At 65.9% G+C, this 16,905-nt stretch carries 16 protein-coding genes; 11 read left to right on the plus strand and 5 right to left on the minus strand.

All coding sequences use genetic code 11. The annotated features are described in order from the left end of the window. The first annotated feature begins 55 nt into the window (after nucleotides 1-55). The 4 genes from AC0L3K_RS37465 to AC0L3K_RS37480 all read left to right on the plus strand — a co-directional run bounded on the left by AC0L3K_RS37465 (nucleotide 56) and on the right by AC0L3K_RS37480 (nucleotide 4,309). Nucleotides 56-1,003: an aspartate carbamoyltransferase catalytic subunit gene (locus AC0L3K_RS37465; protein ID WP_007603315.1), complete on the plus strand. Its 948-nt coding sequence runs from the start codon at nucleotides 56-58 to the stop codon at nucleotides 1,001-1,003. A 5-nt stretch (nucleotides 1,004-1,008) separates the two neighbouring features. Beyond that, entirely contained in the window at nucleotides 1,009-2,310 is a 1,302-nt protein-coding gene (locus tag AC0L3K_RS37470; RefSeq protein ID WP_219684747.1) for a dihydroorotase, read from the plus strand. Nucleotides 2,311-2,357: 47 nt separating this feature from the next. Then, nucleotides 2,358-2,954: a glycerol-3-phosphate 1-O-acyltransferase PlsY gene (gene plsY, locus AC0L3K_RS37475; protein WP_219684748.1), complete on the plus strand. Its 597-nt coding sequence runs from the start codon at nucleotides 2,358-2,360 to the stop codon at nucleotides 2,952-2,954. A gap of 146 nt (nucleotides 2,955-3,100) precedes the next feature. Then, nucleotides 3,101-4,309: a patatin-like phospholipase family protein gene (locus AC0L3K_RS37480; RefSeq protein WP_219684741.1), complete on the plus strand. Its 1,209-nt coding sequence runs from the start codon at nucleotides 3,101-3,103 to the stop codon at nucleotides 4,307-4,309. Here the strand turns inward: AC0L3K_RS37480 and AC0L3K_RS37485 are convergent. After that, a complete protein-coding gene (locus AC0L3K_RS37485; protein WP_219684742.1) occupies nucleotides 4,306-5,550 on the minus strand; it encodes an amidase in 1,245 nt (414 codons plus the stop codon). The two genes, AC0L3K_RS37480 and AC0L3K_RS37485, sit on opposite strands and share 4 nt — an antisense overlap. A gap of 90 nt (nucleotides 5,551-5,640) precedes the next feature. Here AC0L3K_RS37485 and dprA point away from each other — a divergent pair, with 90 nt between their 5' ends. Continuing rightward, nucleotides 5,641-6,783: a DNA-processing protein DprA gene (gene dprA, locus AC0L3K_RS37490; RefSeq protein ID WP_219684743.1), complete on the plus strand. Its 1,143-nt coding sequence runs from the start codon at nucleotides 5,641-5,643 to the stop codon at nucleotides 6,781-6,783. Here the strand turns inward: dprA and AC0L3K_RS37495 are convergent. Further along, the gene (locus AC0L3K_RS37495) at nucleotides 6,780-7,190 is read right to left on the minus strand and encodes a winged helix-turn-helix transcriptional regulator (RefSeq protein WP_219684744.1); all 411 of its coding nucleotides are present in this window, start codon (nucleotides 7,188-7,190) and stop codon (nucleotides 6,780-6,782) included. The genes dprA and AC0L3K_RS37495 overlap by 4 nt on opposite strands. A gap of 83 nt (nucleotides 7,191-7,273) precedes the next feature. Between AC0L3K_RS37495 and AC0L3K_RS37500 the strand changes: the two genes are divergently transcribed. Continuing rightward, nucleotides 7,274-7,882 (plus strand): FMN-dependent NADH-azoreductase, encoded by a 609-nt coding sequence (locus AC0L3K_RS37500; RefSeq protein ID WP_007603308.1) that lies wholly within the window; start codon nucleotides 7,274-7,276, stop codon nucleotides 7,880-7,882. Between the two features lie 72 nt (nucleotides 7,883-7,954). Here the strand turns inward: AC0L3K_RS37500 and AC0L3K_RS37505 are convergent, their stop codons facing one another. After that, a complete protein-coding gene (locus tag AC0L3K_RS37505) occupies nucleotides 7,955-8,137 on the minus strand; it encodes a hypothetical protein (RefSeq protein ID WP_007603307.1) in 183 nt (60 codons plus the stop codon). Between the two features lie 178 nt (nucleotides 8,138-8,315). Next, on the minus strand, nucleotides 8,316-9,089 hold the full coding sequence (locus AC0L3K_RS37510; RefSeq protein ID WP_219684745.1) for an SDR family oxidoreductase: 774 nt from the start codon (nucleotides 9,087-9,089) through the stop codon (nucleotides 8,316-8,318). Between the two features lie 121 nt (nucleotides 9,090-9,210). Here AC0L3K_RS37510 and AC0L3K_RS37515 point away from each other — a divergent pair, with 121 nt between their 5' ends. Further along, on the plus strand, nucleotides 9,211-9,678 hold the full coding sequence (locus AC0L3K_RS37515; RefSeq protein WP_354128562.1) for a winged helix-turn-helix transcriptional regulator: 468 nt from the start codon (nucleotides 9,211-9,213) through the stop codon (nucleotides 9,676-9,678). A 332-nt stretch (nucleotides 9,679-10,010) separates the two neighbouring features. Here AC0L3K_RS37515 and AC0L3K_RS37520 read toward each other — a convergent pair whose 3' ends face one another. After that, the gene (locus tag AC0L3K_RS37520; protein WP_354128561.1) at nucleotides 10,011-10,250 is read right to left on the minus strand and encodes a hypothetical protein; all 240 of its coding nucleotides are present in this window, start codon (nucleotides 10,248-10,250) and stop codon (nucleotides 10,011-10,013) included. 227 nt (nucleotides 10,251-10,477) lie between these two features. Here AC0L3K_RS37520 and topA point away from each other — a divergent pair, with 227 nt between their 5' ends. From topA to AC0L3K_RS37540, 4 genes are read left to right on the plus strand one after another with little or no spacing between them, the layout of a single operon-like run. Then, nucleotides 10,478-13,222, plus strand: coding sequence for a type I DNA topoisomerase (gene topA / locus AC0L3K_RS37525; protein WP_473367964.1), 2,745 nt, complete (start codon nucleotides 10,478-10,480; stop codon nucleotides 13,220-13,222). A 7-nt stretch (nucleotides 13,223-13,229) separates the two neighbouring features. Next, a complete protein-coding gene (gene rnr, locus AC0L3K_RS37530; RefSeq protein ID WP_219684939.1) occupies nucleotides 13,230-15,584 on the plus strand; it encodes a ribonuclease R in 2,355 nt (784 codons plus the stop codon). Next, nucleotides 15,578-16,012, plus strand: coding sequence for a DUF983 domain-containing protein (locus AC0L3K_RS37535; protein ID WP_007603299.1), 435 nt, complete (start codon nucleotides 15,578-15,580; stop codon nucleotides 16,010-16,012). Before rnr ends, AC0L3K_RS37535 begins: the two co-directional genes overlap by 7 nt. A 32-nt stretch (nucleotides 16,013-16,044) precedes the next feature. After that, nucleotides 16,045-16,794: an NUDIX hydrolase gene (locus AC0L3K_RS37540; RefSeq protein WP_219684938.1), complete on the plus strand. Its 750-nt coding sequence runs from the start codon at nucleotides 16,045-16,047 to the stop codon at nucleotides 16,792-16,794. Nucleotides 16,795-16,905: the final 111 nt, after the last annotated feature.

Consider the following 16,905-nt stretch of genomic DNA (forward strand, 5'->3'; position numbering starts at 1 on the left):
GCCCCGGCATTGGCCCTTGCCCCCCCGGCCATCCCCGCCTATAGCTCTCGCTTTAATGACATCGAAATCGACCTTCGTCCTCGGTCACCGGCATTTGCTGGGCATCGAGGGCCTTTCCGCGGCCGACATCACCGGCCTCCTCGACCTGTCCGAAGAATATGTCGAGCTCAACCGCCAGGTTGACAAGAAGCGCACCGTCCTGCGTGGACGGACGCAGGTAAACCTCTTCTTCGAGGCTTCCACCCGGACCCAATCCTCGTTCGAGCTCGCCGGCAAACGGCTGGGCGCCGACGTCATGAACATGTCGGTGTCATCCTCGTCCATCAAAAAGGGCGAGACGCTGGTCGACACCGCCATGACGCTCAACGCCATGCACCCGGATATCCTGGTGGTGCGCCATCACGCCTCCGGCGCGGTGGAACTGCTGGCCCGCAAGGTCGACGGTTCCGTGATCAATGCCGGCGACGGCGCGCATGAGCATCCGACACAAGCCCTGCTCGACGCGCTGACCATCCGCCGCAACAAGGGCCGGCTCGAGGGCCTCGTGGTCGCGATCTGCGGCGACGTGCTGCATTCGCGCGTCGCCCGCTCCAACATCATCCTGCTCAACGCGATGGGCGCCCGCGTCCGCGTCGTAGGCCCCTCCACGCTGCTGCCGCCCGGCATCGAGCGGATGGGCGTCGAGGTCGCGCGCGACATGCGCGAGGGGCTCAACGGCGCCGACATCGTCATGATGCTGCGGCTCCAGCGCGAGCGCATGAACGGCTCCTTCGTGCCGTCGACCTCCGAGTATTTCCATTATTTCGGGCTGGACCAGAAGAAGCTCGCCTACGCCAAGCCAGACGCCCTCGTCATGCATCCCGGCCCCATGAACCGCGGCGTCGAGATCGACACTGCGGTCGCTGACGGCGCGCAGTCCCTGATCCGCGAACAGGTGGAAATGGGCGTGGCCGTGCGCATGGCGGTGCTGGAAGCGCTCGCCCGCAACCTGCCGAACGCGTGATGCTCATGTTGACCGACCGCCGACCCATCCTGCTCGCCAATGCCCGCGTCGTCGATCCCTCCCGGGATTTCGATGGCCCCGGCGACGTCCTGATTGCCGACGGCATCATCCGCGAGACCCGCCGCGGCATTGGCGCTGCCGGCGTCCCCGAGGGCACCGATGTCGTCAACTGCGCCGGCAAGATCGTCGCACCCGGCCTGATCGACATGCGCGCCTTCGTCGGCGAGCCCGGCTTCAGCCATCGCGAGACCTTTGCCTCCGCGAGCCAGGCGGCTGCGACCGGCGGCATCACCACCATCATCTGCCAGCCTGATACCTTGCCGGTGATCGACAACTCGGCGACCGTCGACTTCGTGATGCGTCGCGCCCGTGACACCGCGATCGTCAACATCCAGCCGATGGCGGCGCTGACGAAGGGCATGCACGGCGAGGAGATGACCGAGTTCGGCCTCCTCAAGGCAGCCGGCGCGATCGCCTTCAGCGACTGCGACAAAAGCGTGATCAATGCGCAGGTGATGCGCCGCGCGTTGACCTACGCGCGCGATTTCGACGCGCTGATCGTGCACTACACCGAGGATCGCGATCTCGTCGGCGAAGGCGTGATGAACGAGGGCGAGTTCGCCTCGCGGCTCGGCCTGATGGGCATCCCGAACGCGGCGGAGGCCGTGATGCTGGAGCGCGACATGCGCCTGGTCGCGCTGACAGGCGGCCGCTATCACGCGGCGTCGCTGACCTGCATCGAGTCGCTCGAAATCCTCCGGCGCGCCCGCGACGCCGGCCTCGCCGTGACCGCCTCGGCCTCGATCAACCACCTTGCGCTGAACGAGAACGACATCGGCCCTTACCGTTCGTTCCTGAAGCTGTCGCCGCCGCTGCGCACCGAGGACGACCGCCGCGCGCTGGTCGCCGCCGTCGCCTCCGGCCTCGTCGACGTCATCATGTCCGACCACAATCCACAGGACGTCGAGGTCAAGCGCCTGCCTTTCGCGGAAGCAGCCCCCGGCGCCATCGGGCTGGAGACCATGCTCCCGGCGGGCCTTCGCCTCGTGCACAATGACGAGTTGGACCTCAAGACGCTGATCCGGGCGATGTCGACCCGGCCGGCCGAGATTTTGGGATTGCCTGGCGGAACCCTGCGCACTGGCAGCCCCGCCGACGTCATCGTGATCGACCCCGATGTGCCCTGGGTGGTCGATCCCGCCGACCTCAAATCGCCCTGCAAGAACACGCCTTTCGACGAGGCCCGCTTTACAGGCCGCGTGGTGCGCACCATTGTCGGCGGACGGACGGTGTACGAGCATGTCTGACGTGCGGAGCTGCAGCCAGGGAATTTGCAGACATGGAATTTGCAGACATGGCGCTTGAATTGTTTCTGCCGGTGGCTTTCGTCATCGGCTACCTGCTCGGCTCGATTCCGTTCGGGCTGATCCTGACGAAACTCGCCGGTACGCAGGATATCCGCTCGATCGGCTCCGGCAGCATCGGCGCCACCAACGTGCTGCGCACGGGGCGCAAGGGCCTTGCCGCCGCAACCCTGCTGTTCGATGCGCTCAAGGGCACCGTGGCGGTGGTGATCGCCGGCTACATCGCCGGTCCCAATGCCGCGATGCTGGCCGGGCTCGGCGCCTTCCTCGGCCATCTCTTCCCGGTCTGGCTCAAGTTCCGCGGCGGCAAGGGTGTCGCCGTCTATATCGGCATCATGCTCGGGCTGTTCTGGCCGGCCGCACTGGTGTTCTGCCTGCTCTGGTTGGCGACCGCCTTTACCGCCCGCTATTCCTCGCTCTCGGCCCTGGTGGCCTCGTTCATCACCCCGCTGTTCCTGTTGTGGTTCGGCCAGCCCGCACTCGCCGCACTGGCGGCGGTGCTGACGCTGCTGCTGTTCTACGCTCATCGCGAGAACATCAAGCGGCTGCAATCGGGCAAGGAAAGCCGGATCGGCGAGAAGGCATAAGCCGGGAAACCACGGATACCGCGGCACCCCTTCTGCATTATATCGCAAATGGTGTTCGCAACTTGCAGCCGAATCACGGCTGTATGGACGAACGGGTTCCAGGCCTTGGCCCTGATCGTGGGCATGGCTCTACGCGGTTGCTCAGAATGAGCGAGAAGATTGTCAGCGCGCAAGAGGATGGCGATTTGCGAGGTGCTACCTGCACCGCGGCAAGCCGGCTGCTCTCGACGACGGATATCTGGTCTAGTGCGCCCTCGCCGGTTCCTGCTCCCAAGCCTGTGCCCGTTTCGCCACCGACGCTGCAGCCTGCTCGCATCGCGCAAGCTCCTCTGACTGTCGAGGCCGTGACCGGCGCGGCGCCAGTTGCGTCCGCGCGGCCCCGCGCCAACCCATGGCCGCCGCAAAAATTGTCGCTAGCGCTCCAGGGCGGCGGCACCTTCGCCGCTTTCACTTGGGGCGTGCTAGAGCGGCTGCTGGAAGAGCCATCGATCGCGATCGACACCATCAGCGGCGCCAGTGCCGGCGCGATCAACGCGCTGCTGCTCGCTTCCGGTTTCGCCGAGGGCGGCCGCGAAGGCGCGCGCGCGCGGCTGAACCGGTTCTGGATCCGGCTGATGCACGAGGCCTCGTTCCGATCGCTGATGCTGATCGGCGGTTTCTCGCCGGCGGGAAGCTCGGTCGCGTTCGGCCCGACGCTACGCTCCGGCCAGTTCGATCCGTTCGATCTCGATCCGCTGCGGCAGGCGCTGTCGCGCGACATCAACTTTTCCGCCTTGCGCGACCCCCGCTGCCCTAAGCTTCTGATCGCGGCGACCCGGATCCGCGATGGGCAGCAGCAGATCTTCCGCAATGACGCCATCACGGCCGACGTCGCGCTGGCCTCGACCTGCCCACCTTTGGTTCATTGCGCGGTGGAGATCGACGGCGAGGCTTATTGGGACGGCGGCCTCGGCGGCAATCCGCCCCTGCTGCGGCTCGTGCAGGACACGACGAGCACCGAAATCCTGCTGGTCCAGGTCACGCCAGCGCGTGACAGCTACGTGCCGATCACGCTCGCCGCGATCGACCGCAGGCTGGACCAGATCGCGGCCAACGCCGCCCTCAATGCCGAGATCGCGGCGATGGAATGGGCGCAATCGCAGGCCGCATCGTCGCTGCGGCTCTCCAGGATCGCCGCGGAAGATTTCGTCGACGGCCTGGCGCAGCGCTCGTCCACCGATCTCGGCCGCGGTTTCATTCGCGCGCTTCACCGCAGCGGCCGCGAGGCCGCCGGGCGCTGGCTCAAGCAAGGTACCGACCACAGCGCAGCGCCGGCCGCATCCGGCCAGCGCATCGTTGCCCTCGAACCTGCCTAGCCTGATCTCGCCAGCGCCTGCTCCAGGAACCACGCCGTCGCCAGCGCATGCGCGTCGTTGCCGAAGCGCGCGATCACCTGCACGCCGATCGGCAGGCCATTGGCCTTGAGCACCGGCACGTTGACGCAAGGGTTGCCCATCAGCGTCCAGAGCCGGTTGTAGCGGGGGTCGCCGGTGCTCGCGAGCTCCTTGGCCGGCGGCGTGCCCGGCGCCGAATAGGTCAGCAGCACGTCGAACCCCTCGAACAACTCGCCAAGCTCGCGGCGACCGCGGCGGCTGACCCGGCGTGCGTCGTCATAGTCCTTGGGTGTGAGACCGACCGTCGCATCGAGACTGGCGCGCAGCATCGGCGCGATCTCGTCGTGCCGTTCGGAAAATTCCCAGGCGAGCGCGCGATGCGCCTCGAAGTCCTGAATAATCGGATGGATGCGCCAGGCCTCCTGCACCGCTTCCGGCAGATCGATAGTCTGCACGCTGGCGCCGGCCCGCGTCGCCGCCTTGATCGCGGCTTGCAGCCCCTCCTCGGCGGCCGGCTCCACGTCGCCAGCGAACTCCTGCCTGATAACGCCGATGCGCGGCGCCTTCGCCGGGACGATGCCGGCGAATTCGGTGCGGCCGGTCATCGCCAGCAGTCCGCGCGCGAGATCTTCCGCGCGCGCGCCGAACAGGCCGACCGTGTCGAGCGCCCACGAATAGCATTTGACGCCGACCGTCGGCAGCATCCGGAACGACGGCTTGATCGCGGCGGTGCCGCAATAGGCGGCGGGCCGGATCACCGAGCCGCCGGTCTGGGTGCCCAGCGCCAGCGGGATCATGCCGGCACCGACGGCCGCGGCCGAGCCCGAGGACGAGCCGCCCGGCGTATGCCCGAGATTGTGCGGATTGAGCGTCGGGGTCGGATCGCGCGAGGCGAACGCCGTGGTCGTGGTCTTGCCGATGATTGTGGCGCCTGCCCGCTTCAGCATCATCACCACAGGCGCGTCCGCGCGCGGCTGCCAGCCGCGATAGATCGATGATCCCATCTCGGTCGGAAAATCGGCGGTGTCGATGATGTCCTTGATCCCGACCGCGATACCGCGCAGCGGCCCGGCGCTTTGCGCCTTCGCGGATTTGTCGTGACGGACAAAGGCGTGAACGTCCTTCTCCCGCGCCTCGATGGCCGCATGCGATTGCGCGATGGCGGCCTCAGGCGAAAGCTCGCCTGCTTCGATGCGGCGCTGGAGATCGGCAAGTGAGATCATGGCAATACCCTTCTTATTGGGATCGCTTTTAGCATCGGGGCAAGGTCGCGCAAGCGTACGCAGCTGTTGCCCACGCCCTCAGGTTGTTCCATGCTGCGCCTGCAAGGAGCTGCCGTGGACGCCATCAATCCCAGCGTAGAGCTGACCGAAGCCGACAGGATCGACCGCCTGCGGCTGATCCGGTCCGACAATGTCGGGCCGCGCACCTTCCGGTCGCTGGTCGATCATTTCGGCACGGCGCGCGCGGCGCTGGAGCGGCTGCCGGATCTCGCACGCCGCGGCGGTGCGCAGCGATCGGCGCGCATCTGTAGCGCCGAGGAGGCGAAGGCCGAGCTCGCCGCGAGCCGCAAGTTTGGAATTGCCTGGCTCGCGCCCGGCGAGGACGGCTATCCGGCGCGGCTGGCAACGCTCGACGATGCGCCGCCGCTGCTCGCCGTGCGCGGCGACAATGCCACGCTGATGCGGCCGATGATCGCGATGGTCGGCTCGCGCAACGCCTCTGGTGCAGGCTTGAAATTCGCCGGTCAGCTCGCCCGCGAGCTCGGCGAGGCCGGCTTTGTCGTCATCTCCGGCCTTGCCCGCGGCGTCGACCAGGCCGCGCACCGCGCCAGTGTCGAGAGCGGCACCATCGCCGTGCTCGCCGGCGGACATGATTGCATCTATCCGCCCGAGCATGGCGATCTGCTCGCAGCGATCCTCGATCGCAAGGGTGCTGCGATCTCCGAGATGCCGCTCGGCCATGAGCCGCGCGCCCGCGACTTCCCCCGCCGCAACCGGCTGATCTCGGGCGCCGCGCTCGGCCTGGTCGTGGTGGAGGCGGCGCACCGCTCGGGCTCGCTGATCACCGCGCGCATGGCCGCCGAACAGGGCCGCGAAGTGTTCGCGGTGCCCGGCTCGCCGCTCGATCCGCGCGCCGCCGGCACCAATGATCTGATCAAGCAGGGCGCGACGCTCGTCACCGAAGCCGCCGACGTCGTCAACGCCGTCGCACCGATCATGGAGCGGCCGCTGATGCGCACCGCGAACGAGCCCGACAGCGAGCCGTTCGAAAGCGATCCGCAAGGACACGACCGCGACCAGATCACCGGCCTGCTCGGCCCTGCCCCTGTCACGATCGACGATCTCGTGCGGATGTCCGGCGCCTCGCCTGCCATCGTGCGCACCGTGCTCTTGGAGCTCGAGCTCGCCGGCCGGCTCGAACGCCACGGCGGTGGCTTGGTCTCGCTGCTTTAAGGAGAGTTCCGCTCGTCGAAGCGCGTGCGCGCCGAGGCGATCTGCTGCTGATGCGTGATCGCCCATTCGCCAAGTGCCCTCACCGGCTGTTGCAATCCGCGGCCGAGATCGGTCAGCTCGTAATCCACCCGCGGCGGAATGGTCGGGAAGATCGTGCGTGTGACCAGGCCGTCACGTTCGAGCCCGCGCAGCGTCAGGGTCAGCATCCGCTGCGAAATGCCGTTGATCATGCGCTTGAGCTCGTTGAAGCGCTTGGGCCCGTCACTCAGCATCATGATCACGAACACGCTCCATTTGTCGCCGACGCGCGCGAGGATCGAGGCGACGCCACGGCAGTCGGCGTGGTCGCGATCCGGCATCGGCGTGGCAGGCAAATCGATGTGCGCAGGTTTCAAAGATGTGCCCATGGCTCAAAAAGGTGCGTTCTTGCGGGGATTTCGATAGTCACTCATGTAGCTCTGGTTACAAACTTATACCAGGGTGATCCCGAATGAAACTCCTCCATCTCGACTCCAGCGTGCTCGGCCCCCACTCCGTTTCCCGGCAGGTCTCCGCCGCCATCGTCGACCGTCTCAGGCAGGCGACGCCATCGCTCGACCTCGTGTATCGCGACCTGACGCAGAGCCCGCTCGCCCATCTCTCCGGCTCGCATCTGGCGGCCGCGCAAGGCGCGCCTGCGCCGGCGGAACTCGGCCCCGACCTCGCCGCCAGCAAGGCCGCGCTGGACGAGTTTCTTGCGGCGGACATCGTCGTGATCGGCGCGCCCATGTACAATTTCACCATTCCGAGCCAGCTCAAGGCCTGGATCGACCGGGTCCTGGTGGCGGGGAAGACGTTCAGCTACGGCGCCAATGGCCCACAGGGCCTTGCCGGCGGCAAGCGCGTGATCTTCGCGATCTCGCGCGGGGGCTATTACGGCGCGGGCACGCCCGCCGCATCGTTGGAGCACCTCGAAAGCTATCTGCGCGGCGTGTTCGGTTTCATGGGCATCCATCATCCCGAATTCATCACCGCCGACGGCATCCAGGTCGGGCCGGAGCATCGCGAGAAGTCGCTCGCAAGCGCGCTTGAGGCGGCAACCAGCCTGCGCGCGGCCTGAGGCAACGCCCACATCATCAGCCGCCGCAACATTGCCTGCGGCGGCTGATCGACCGGTGCGCGATCGGCGAAGCTAAAACCAGGAGCCCTGAATGCCGAGGATGACGGCGACGAGGGAAACGAACAGGCCGATGCCTGAGAAAAGAGCGACCCCGATGAACTCGGAGGTGTCGGAACGCTTGGCGGGAATGGTGGAGTTTTCGGTGTAAATACGCGGTGCTGAAATCGGGGAAGTAATACGAGCTGCCTTTGGCATATCGGGCTCCCTTGAAAATGAGTCTTCGTGACCCCCTGCCCGTAAAAGTGTCTTGGCAGCGCAAGCGAAGGTTCAACGCCTCACGCAAGGTTCAGAAAATACAGCTCGCGAGACGTGGGAACCGGCCGGCGCAACCACTCGCCGCTGCGCCGACCGATTCAATTTGCACCAAGATTGATCAGCCGCGATAGATCGGCGCGCCGCTCGGCGAGGCAACCGCGCCGCCGTCGACGAAGATTTCCTCGCCCTGCACATGGGCGGAATCGTCGGAGGCGAGGAACAGCACGGTCTTCGCGACGTGATCTGTTTCACCAATGCGCCCCAGCGGCGTCGTCAGCGCGATCCGCTTCTCGAACGCCTTCTCGGCTTCCGGTGTTGCGGTCGCAGGTCCCCAGATCGGTGTGCGGATCGCACCCGGCGCGACCACGTTGACGCGAATGCCGCGCGGAGACAGTTCAGATGCCATGATCCGCGCCATCGCCCGCACGCCGGCCTTGGCGGCGCCATACGCCGAATAGCCGGGAATGCCGAGCACGGAGATCACCGAGCCGCTGAGGATGATCGAAGCGTTGTCGTTGAGATAAGGCAGCGCGGACTGCACGGTGAAGAACACGCCGGTCAGATTGGTGCTGATGACCTTCTCGAAGACCTCCAGCGTGGCCGACCCCAGCGGCGTACCGCCGGCGATGCCGGCATTGGCGAACACGACGTCGAACTTGCCGAACTTTCCGGCGCCCTTCTTGATCGCAGCTTCGGTCGCGGCAATGTCGGTGGCGTCGGCGGTCAGCGCGAGCGCGTTCGGCCCGAGCTCGTTCGCGGCCGCCTCGAGCGTCTCCTTGTTGCGCCCGGTGATCACCACTTTGGCGCCCTCGGCCACGAACAGCTTTGCCGTTGCCAGTCCAATGCCGCTATTGCCGCCGGTGATCAGGGCCGTCTTGTTCTTCAGTCTCACGTTCGCCTCCAGTGGTTGCATCATAAAACTATGATTGCCATCTAGGCTATCTGGTTTTAATATGCAACCACACGAGCGCGTGAACGGCGACTGGACCGTGCGATCGCGAAAGGACCCGACCATGGTGAAACGAACGAGCTTCGAGGGCGACGCCTGCCCGATTGCACGCTCGCTGGAAGCGATCGGCGACCGGTGGTCCCTGCTGATCATCCGCGAGGCGCTGTTCGGCCTGCGCCGCTTCGGCGAGTTTCAGAGTAAGCTAGGCATGGCCAAGAACATCTTGTCGGCCCGGCTGGGCTCACTCGTGGACCACGGCATTTTAGCAACCGCCCCGGCGTCCGACGGCAGCGCCTATCAGGAATATGTGCTGACGCCGAAGGGCCGCGGCGTCTTCCCGGTGTTGGTAGCGCTGCGCCAATGGAGCGAGGAATTCGACGATCGCCCGTCGGAGATCGCGACCATCCTGGTCGATCGCGAGAGAGGCCGCCCGGTGAAGAAGCTCGAGTTGCGCGCCGAGGACGGGCGGCTGCTTAGGCAAGCCGATACCACGCTGAAGCCGCGGCCCGCGCCGCGACGGCGGTCGGCCTAGTAACGTCGAACTGCCACCAGCCCGTCATTGCGAGCGTAGCGCCTATCAGGCGCATGTGCTGACGGAAAAGGTCCGCGGTACCTTCCCGACGCGGATACCACGTTGAAGCCGCGGCCGCCGCCGCGGCGGCGGTCAGCGGGTGCGCGCCATCTCTCCAACGTCGTCCTGGCGAAAGCCAGGACCCATTATCCCAAGCAGGAGTTTGGCGAAGACTCGTCACCCGGAATTCGCACCGCACTCAGGTCGATAGACCTCGCGGTATGGGTCCTGGCTTTCGCCAGGACGACTCGGAGAGAGAGACAGCGTAATCGATTCCGCTCGGCATCCCCCCTTCACGACAGCTTGCGCTTGCTCCGCAGCCGCAGATGCTCGTCGGCCTCCAGCTTGGTCATTCCCAGGAGATAGTGCAGCACGTCGAGCTTGTGCCGCTCGGCCAGCTTGCGCAGCGCCCCGACCTGCTCGGCGATGAAGGCGACCGCCTCCTCGACGCCGCCCTCCCCCGGTTCCTCGTGACGCGAGCCTCCCGCCTCGCGCGATGCGGCGCCGGCCCGTTTCTTTCCTGGCTTAGTCACCAGCCCCCACCCGAATCCATGCCCCCTAGAAACATTACGCCGACATCGGCCGCAACTCAAAGGTGGTATTTTGCAACTTTCTCGATATGAAACTTTTCCCATCGGGATAGCTTTCAACACCCCTCGATTTGACAGCGAGGGCCTCACCACCCATGTTCGGGACGAAAGGGCCGACCCGAATCTCATCGAATTCGGCCCCAAATTTCCCCATAAGTTACTGGAACTACATGAATATCGTCATTGTGGAGTCGCCGGCGAAAGCCAAGACGATCAACAAGTATTTGGGCTCGTCCTACGAGGTTCTGGCCTCGTTCGGCCATGTCCGGGACTTGCCGGCGAAGAACGGCTCCGTCGATCCCGACGCCAATTTCAAGATGATCTGGGAGATCGATCCCAAGGCGGCCGGCCGGCTCAACGACATTGCCAAGTCCCTCAAGAACGCCGATCGCCTGATTCTCGCCACCGACCCTGATCGCGAGGGCGAGGCCATCTCCTGGCACGTGCTGGAGGTCTTGAAAGAGAAGCGCGCGCTCAAGGACCACAAGATCGAGCGCGTGGTGTTCAACGCCATCACCAAGCAGGCGGTCACGGACGCCATGAAGCATCCGCGCCAGATCGACGGTGCGCTGGTCGACGCCTATATGGCGCGCCGCGCGCTGGACTATCTGGTCGGCTTCACCCTCTCCCCCGTGCTGTGGCGCAAGCTGCCGGGCGCCCGCTCGGCGGGCCGCGTGCAGTCGGTGGCGCTGCGGCTGGTCTGCGACCGCGAGCTCGAGATCGAAAAGTTCGTTGCGCGCGAATACTGGTCGCTGATCGCGACCCTGCTGACGCCGCGCGGCGACGCCTTCGAGGCACGTCTGGTCGGCGCCGACGGCAAGAAGATCCAGCGGCTCGACATCGGCACCGGCGCGGAAGCCGAAGACTTCAAGAAGGCGCTGGAAGCCGCCAGCTACGCCGTGACCACGGTCGATGCCAAGCCGGCCCGGCGCAATCCGCAGGCGCCCTTCACCACCTCGACGCTGCAGCAGGAAGCCAGCCGCAAATACGGGTTTGCGCCGGCGCATACCATGCGCATCGCGCAGCGGCTCTATGAAGGCATCGACATCGGCGGCGAGACCACCGGACTCATTACTTATATGCGTACCGACGGCGTGCAGATCGATCCGTCCGCGATCACCCAGGCCCGCAAGGTGATCGGCGAGGATTACGGCAACGCCTATGTGCCGGACGCGCCGCGTCAGTACCAGGCCAAGGCCAAGAACGCCCAGGAAGCCCACGAAGCGATCCGGCCGACCGACATGTCGCGCCGCCCCGACAGCATGAGCCGCAAGCTCGAGTCCGACCAGGCGAGACTCTATGAACTGATCTGGAAGCGCACCATCGCGAGCCAGATGGAATCGGCCGAGCTGGAACGCACCACGGTCGACATCACGGCGAAGGTTGGCGGCCGCACGCTGGACGTGCGCGCCACCGGCCAGGTCGTCAAGTTCGACGGCTTCCTCGCACTTTATCAGGAAGGCCGCGACGACGAGGAGGACGAGGACTCCCGCCGCCTGCCCGCGATGAGCCCCAACGACGCGCTGAAGCGGCAGTCGCTCGCCGTCACCCAGCACTTCACCGAGCCGCCGCCGCGCTTCTCCGAGGCCTCGCTGGTCAAGCGCATGGAAGAGCTCGGCATCGGCCGGCCCTCCACCTATGCCTCGATCCTCCAGGTCCTCAAGGACCGCGGCTACGTCAAGCTCGAGAAGAAGCGCCTGCACGGCGAGGACAAGGGCCGCGTCGTGGTCGCCTTCCTCGAAAGCTTCTTTGCCCGCTATGTCGAATACGACTTCACTGCCAATCTGGAAGAGCAGCTCGACCGCGTCTCCAACAACGAGATTTCCTGGCAGCAGGTGCTGAAGGATTTCTGGACCGGCTTCATCGGCGCGGTCGACGAGATCAAGGATCTGCGCGTAGCCCAGGTGCTCGACGTGCTCGACGAGATGCTGGGCCAGCACATCTATCCGGCGCGCACCGATGGCGGCGACATCAGGCAATGCCCGAGCTGCGGCAACGGACGGCTGAATCTGAAGGCCGGCAAGTTCGGCGCCTTCGTCGGCTGCTCGAACTATCCGGAATGCCGTTACACCCGTCAGCTCGCCGCCGACGGCGAGGCGACCGCCGATCGTTCGCTCGGCCAGGACCCTGATACGGGTCGCGATGTCTGGGTCAAGGCCGGCCGGTTCGGGCCCTACATCCAGCTCGGCGAACAGAAGGATTATGCGGAGGGCGAGAAGCCGAAGCGCGCGGGCATTCCGAAGGGGACTTCCCCTGGAGATGTCGAGCTCGACCTTGCGCTCAAGCTGCTGTCGCTGCCACGCGAGATCGGCAAGCACCCGGAAACCGGCGAACCGATCACCGCGGGCCTCGGCCGCTTCGGGCCGTTCGTGAAGCACGAGAAGACCTATGCCAGCCTCGAGGCCGGCGACGAAGTGTTCGACATCGGCATCAACCGGGCGGTGACGCTGATCGCGGAGAAGATCGCCAAGGGCCCGAGCCGCCGCTTCGGCGCCGATCCCGGCAAGGCGATCGGCGATCATCCCAGCCTCGGCACCGTCACGGTGAAGGGCGGCCGCTACGGCGCCTATGTCACGGCGGGCGGCGTCAACGCGACGATCCCGAGCGACATCGAGAAAGACGCCATCACGCTGCCGCAGGCGATCGCGCTGATCGACGAGCGCGCGGCCAAGGGCGGCGGCAAGAAGCCGAAGAAGGCGGCCAAGCCCGCCAAGGCCAAGAAGGCTGCGGCGAAGGCCGCCGACGGCGATGACGCCGCGCCAAAAACCAAAAAGCCGGCCGCGAAGAAGGCGGCCAAACCCAAATCCGAATCCACCAGCAAGGCGCGCGCAGCCGTGTCGTCGACGGCCAAAACGTCGCCGACCAAGGCAGCTGGCGCCAAAGCTCCGGCCAAGAAAAGTGCCGGCACCAAATAGAGGTTAAGTGAAACGCAAGAATGACCGTGGCTTTCCCGACAGGGCAGCCATCGTCGCCTTCATCAAGGCAAATCCGGGAAAGGTCGGAACCCGCGAAATTGCGCGCGAGTTCGGCCTGAAGAACGCCGACCGCATCGAGCTCAAGCGCATGCTGCGCGAGCTCGCCGACGACGGGCTCGTCAAGAAAAAGCGCCATACGATTTCAGAGCCGGACAGCCTGCCGCCGACGCTGGTCGCCGACATCACCGGCCGCGACGCCGACGGCGAGCTGGTCGCCTCCCCCACCGAATGGGACGAAGTCGAAAGCGGCGAACCGCCAAAGATCCTCATCACGATGCCGCGCCGGCCCAAGCCCGGCACCGCGGCCGGCGTCGGCGATCGCGCGCTGCTGCGGGTCGAGCGCTCCGACGAGACCGAAGGCCCGGCCTATCGCGGCCACATCATCAAGGTCTTCGACAAGACCAAGAGCCGCATCCTCGGCGTCTTCAGCAGCCTGCCCGAAGGCGGCGGACGGATCATCCCGGTCGACAAGAAGTCCGCCGACCGCGAGCTGAACATCGCGCCGACCGAGACGCACGGCGCGCAGGACGGCGATCTCGTCAGCGTCGATATCATCCGCTCGCGCGGCTTTGGGCTGGCGTCAGGCCGCGTCAAGGAGAAGCTCGGCTCGGTCAAGTCGGAGAAGGCGATCAGCCTGATCGCGATCTACGCGCACGACATCCCGCTGCAATTCCGCCCCGCGGCGGAGCGCGAGGCCGAAGCAGCGGAGCCGGCCAATTTGAAGGGGCGCGAGGACTGGCGCGACGTGCCGCTTGTCACCATCGATCCGCCGGATGCCAAGGATCACGACGACGCGGTGCACGCGCAGCCGGATCCTGATCCCAACAACAAGGGCGGCTTCATCGTCGATGTCGCCATCGCCGATGTGAGCTTCTACGTGCGACCGGGCACCGCACTCGACCGCGACGCGCTCGACCGCGGCAACTCGGTCTATTTCCCCGACCGCGTCGTGCCGATGCTGCCCGAGCGCATCTCCAACAATCTCTGCTCGCTGGTCCCGGGCGAGCCGCGCGGCGCACTCGCGGTGCGGATGATCATCGCTGCCGACGGGCGCAAACGCTCGCACAGCTTCCACCGCATCCTGATGCGCTCCGCAGCCAAGCTGAGCTACGCCCAGGCGCAGGCCGCGATCGACGGCCGGCCGGACGACATCACCGGCCCCCTGCTCGATCCGATCCTGCGGCCGCTTTATGCGGCCTATGCCTGCGTCAAGCGCGCGCGAGACGAGCGCGATCCGCTCAATCTCGATCTGCCCGAGCGCAAGATCCTGTTGAAGAGCGACGGCACGGTCGACCGCGTCGTCGTGCCCGACAGGCTCGACGCGCACAAGCTGATCGAGGAGTTCATGATCCTCGCCAATGTCGCGGCAGCCGAGATGCTCGAGAAGAAATCGCTGCCGCTGATCTACCGCGTGCATGACGAGCCGACCCTGGAAAAGGTCCACGCGCTCGCGGAATTCCTGGAGACGCTGGACGTTCCCTTCGCGAAATCAGGCGCGTTGCGCCCCGCTCTGTTCAACCGCGTGCTGGCGCAGCTCGAAGGCCACGACCATTTTCCGCTGGTCAGCGAGGTCGTGCTGCGCGCCCAGGCACAGGCCGAATACTCCTCGGAGAATTACGGTCATTTCGGCCTGAACCTGCGCCGTTATGCGCATTTCACCTCGCCGATCCGCCGCTATGCCGACCTCGTCGTGCACCGTGCGCTGGTTCGCGCGCTCGGTCTCGGCGAAGGCGCGCTGCCCGACACCGAGACGCCGGAAACGTTGAGCGAAGTCGCAGCCCACATCTCGGTCACCGAGCGGCGCGCGATGAAAGCGGAGCGCGAGACCGTCGACCGCCTGATCGCCCATCACCTCGCCGACCGCATCGGTTCGAGCTTCCAGGGTCGCGTCTCCGGCGTCACGCGCGCCGGCCTGTTCGTCAAGCTCGCCGAGACCGGCGCCGACGGCCTGATCCCGATCCGATCCCTCGGCACGGAATATTTCAACTATGACGAGGGCCGCCACGCCCTCGTCGGCACCCGCAGCGGCACCATGCATCAGCTCGGTGACGTCGTCGACGTCCGCCTGATCGAAGCAGCTCCGATCGCAGGCGCCCTGCGCTTCGAGCTGCTGTCATCGACGGGTGAGACCGCGCCGCGGCACCGCAGGTCCTCCGGTCCGCAACGCCGCCCCTCGTTCAAGGCGCATCCGGGGCGCAGTCCCGACAAGAAGCGCAAGCCGGACAAGCCGAAGAAGCCCGGCAAGGGGAAAAAAGCCAAAGGACAAAGCAAGGGCAAGGGTCAGAAGGGTAAGGCATGGTGAGCACAGCCCCGAAGATCTGGACCCGCGAGACCGGCCTCGTCGAGAAGCGCGACGTCTTTGCTGCGATAAGGCGCGGCTTTCGCGGCCGCTGCCCGCGCTGCGGTGAGGGAAAGCTGTTCCGCGCCTTCCTGAAGACGGCGGATAATTGCGCGGTCTGCGGCCTCGATTTCACGCCGCATCGGGCCGACGATCTGCCCGCCTATCTCGTCATTGTCATCGTCGGCCATATCGTGGTGCCCAGCATCCTCTGGATCGAGACCAATTACACCACGCCGGTCTGGATCAGCTTCGCGGCCTATCTGCCCTTCACCTTCGTCGCCTCGCTGGCACTGCTGCAGCCGGTGAAGGGAGCCGTGGTCGGATTGCAATGGGCTCTGCGCATGCATGGGTTTGACGAGAACCCGACGGATGGTATTCCGCCGGTGTAAGCAAAATAAGCAAAAGTGGTTTGGGTGAGGACATGACGGATACGTCGCAGGCAACCGACAAGGCGAAGATCCACGAGGGCAAGGAAGCCGACCATCATCCCTATTTCCGCCCGCGGGATGCGGCGACACTGATCCTGGTCGACCGCAGCGGAGCCATTCCAAAAGTCCTTGTCGGCAAGCGCCACGACAAGGTGGTGTTCATGCCCGGAAAATTCGTCTTCCCCGGCGGCCGCGTCGACAAGGACGATTTTCGCGTGCCGTGCGCGGCGCCTGTAACCGCCGAGCTGGAAGCCAATCTCGCCAAGGGCAGTCCGAAGACTCCGGCCTCGCGCGCGAAGTCGCTGGCGATTGCCGCGATCCGCGAGGCCTGCGAGGAGACCGGCCTCTGCCTCGGGCGCAAGGCCGAAGGCAAAGCGAAACTGGAAGGCCCCTGGAAGCCGTTCGCGGATGCGGGCCTGCTGCCCGATCCCTCCAGCCTGTTCCTGATCGCGCGCGCGATCACCCCGCCCGGCCGCGTCAAGCGGTTCGACACGCGCTTCTTCACGGCGGACGCCTCCGCGATCGCCCATCGCGTCGACGGCGTGATCCATGCCGATGCCGAGCTTGTCGAATTGGTCTGGGTCGAGCTCGGCTCAAAGCCGCTCGCCGATCTGCATCCGATGACGCGCAATGTGCTCAACGAGCTCGACGCGCGCCTTGCCGCCGGCCCGCTCCGCCATGATGCGCCGGTGCCGTTCTTCCATTTCTACGGCGGCAAGATGCAGAAGGATATTTTGAGCTGACTGGCCGCGCGGGCCCACGTCTCTCCTCCGTCATTCCGGGACGCGCGTAGCGGCGAACCCGGAATCCATCGAGCAGCAAGGACGGTGTTGAATGGATTCCGGGTTCGCCGC

Source organism: Bradyrhizobium sp. MI1.10 (assembly GCF_055811035.1).

Bases quoted from the DNA above. Each gene is read 5' to 3' on its own strand.
- AC0L3K_RS37485 (WP_219684742.1), bottom strand. From the start codon at position 5,550: ATGATCTCACTTGCCGATCTCCAGCGCCGCATCGAAGCAGGCGAGCTT.
- AC0L3K_RS37465 (WP_007603315.1), top strand. From the start codon at position 56: ATGACATCGAAATCGACCTTCGTCCTCGGTCACCGGCATTTGCTGGGC.
- AC0L3K_RS37515 (WP_354128562.1), top strand. From the start codon at position 9,211: ATGGTGAAACGAACGAGCTTCGAGGGCGACGCCTGCCCGATTGCACGC.
- topA (WP_473367964.1), top strand. From the start codon at position 10,478: ATGAATATCGTCATTGTGGAGTCGCCGGCGAAAGCCAAGACGATCAAC.
- AC0L3K_RS37535 (WP_007603299.1), top strand. From the start codon at position 15,578: ATGGTGAGCACAGCCCCGAAGATCTGGACCCGCGAGACCGGCCTCGTC.
- AC0L3K_RS37540 (WP_219684938.1), top strand. From the start codon at position 16,045: ATGACGGATACGTCGCAGGCAACCGACAAGGCGAAGATCCACGAGGGC.
- AC0L3K_RS37480 (WP_219684741.1), top strand. From the start codon at position 3,101: ATGAGCGAGAAGATTGTCAGCGCGCAAGAGGATGGCGATTTGCGAGGT.
- AC0L3K_RS37470 (WP_219684747.1), top strand. From the start codon at position 1,009: ATGTTGACCGACCGCCGACCCATCCTGCTCGCCAATGCCCGCGTCGTC.
- dprA (WP_219684743.1), top strand. From the start codon at position 5,641: ATGCTGCGCCTGCAAGGAGCTGCCGTGGACGCCATCAATCCCAGCGTA.
- AC0L3K_RS37500 (WP_007603308.1), top strand. From the start codon at position 7,274: ATGAAACTCCTCCATCTCGACTCCAGCGTGCTCGGCCCCCACTCCGTT.
- AC0L3K_RS37505 (WP_007603307.1), bottom strand. From the start codon at position 8,137: ATGCCAAAGGCAGCTCGTATTACTTCCCCGATTTCAGCACCGCGTATT.
- plsY (WP_219684748.1), top strand. From the start codon at position 2,358: ATGGCGCTTGAATTGTTTCTGCCGGTGGCTTTCGTCATCGGCTACCTG.
- AC0L3K_RS37495 (WP_219684744.1), bottom strand. From the start codon at position 7,190: ATGGGCACATCTTTGAAACCTGCGCACATCGATTTGCCTGCCACGCCG.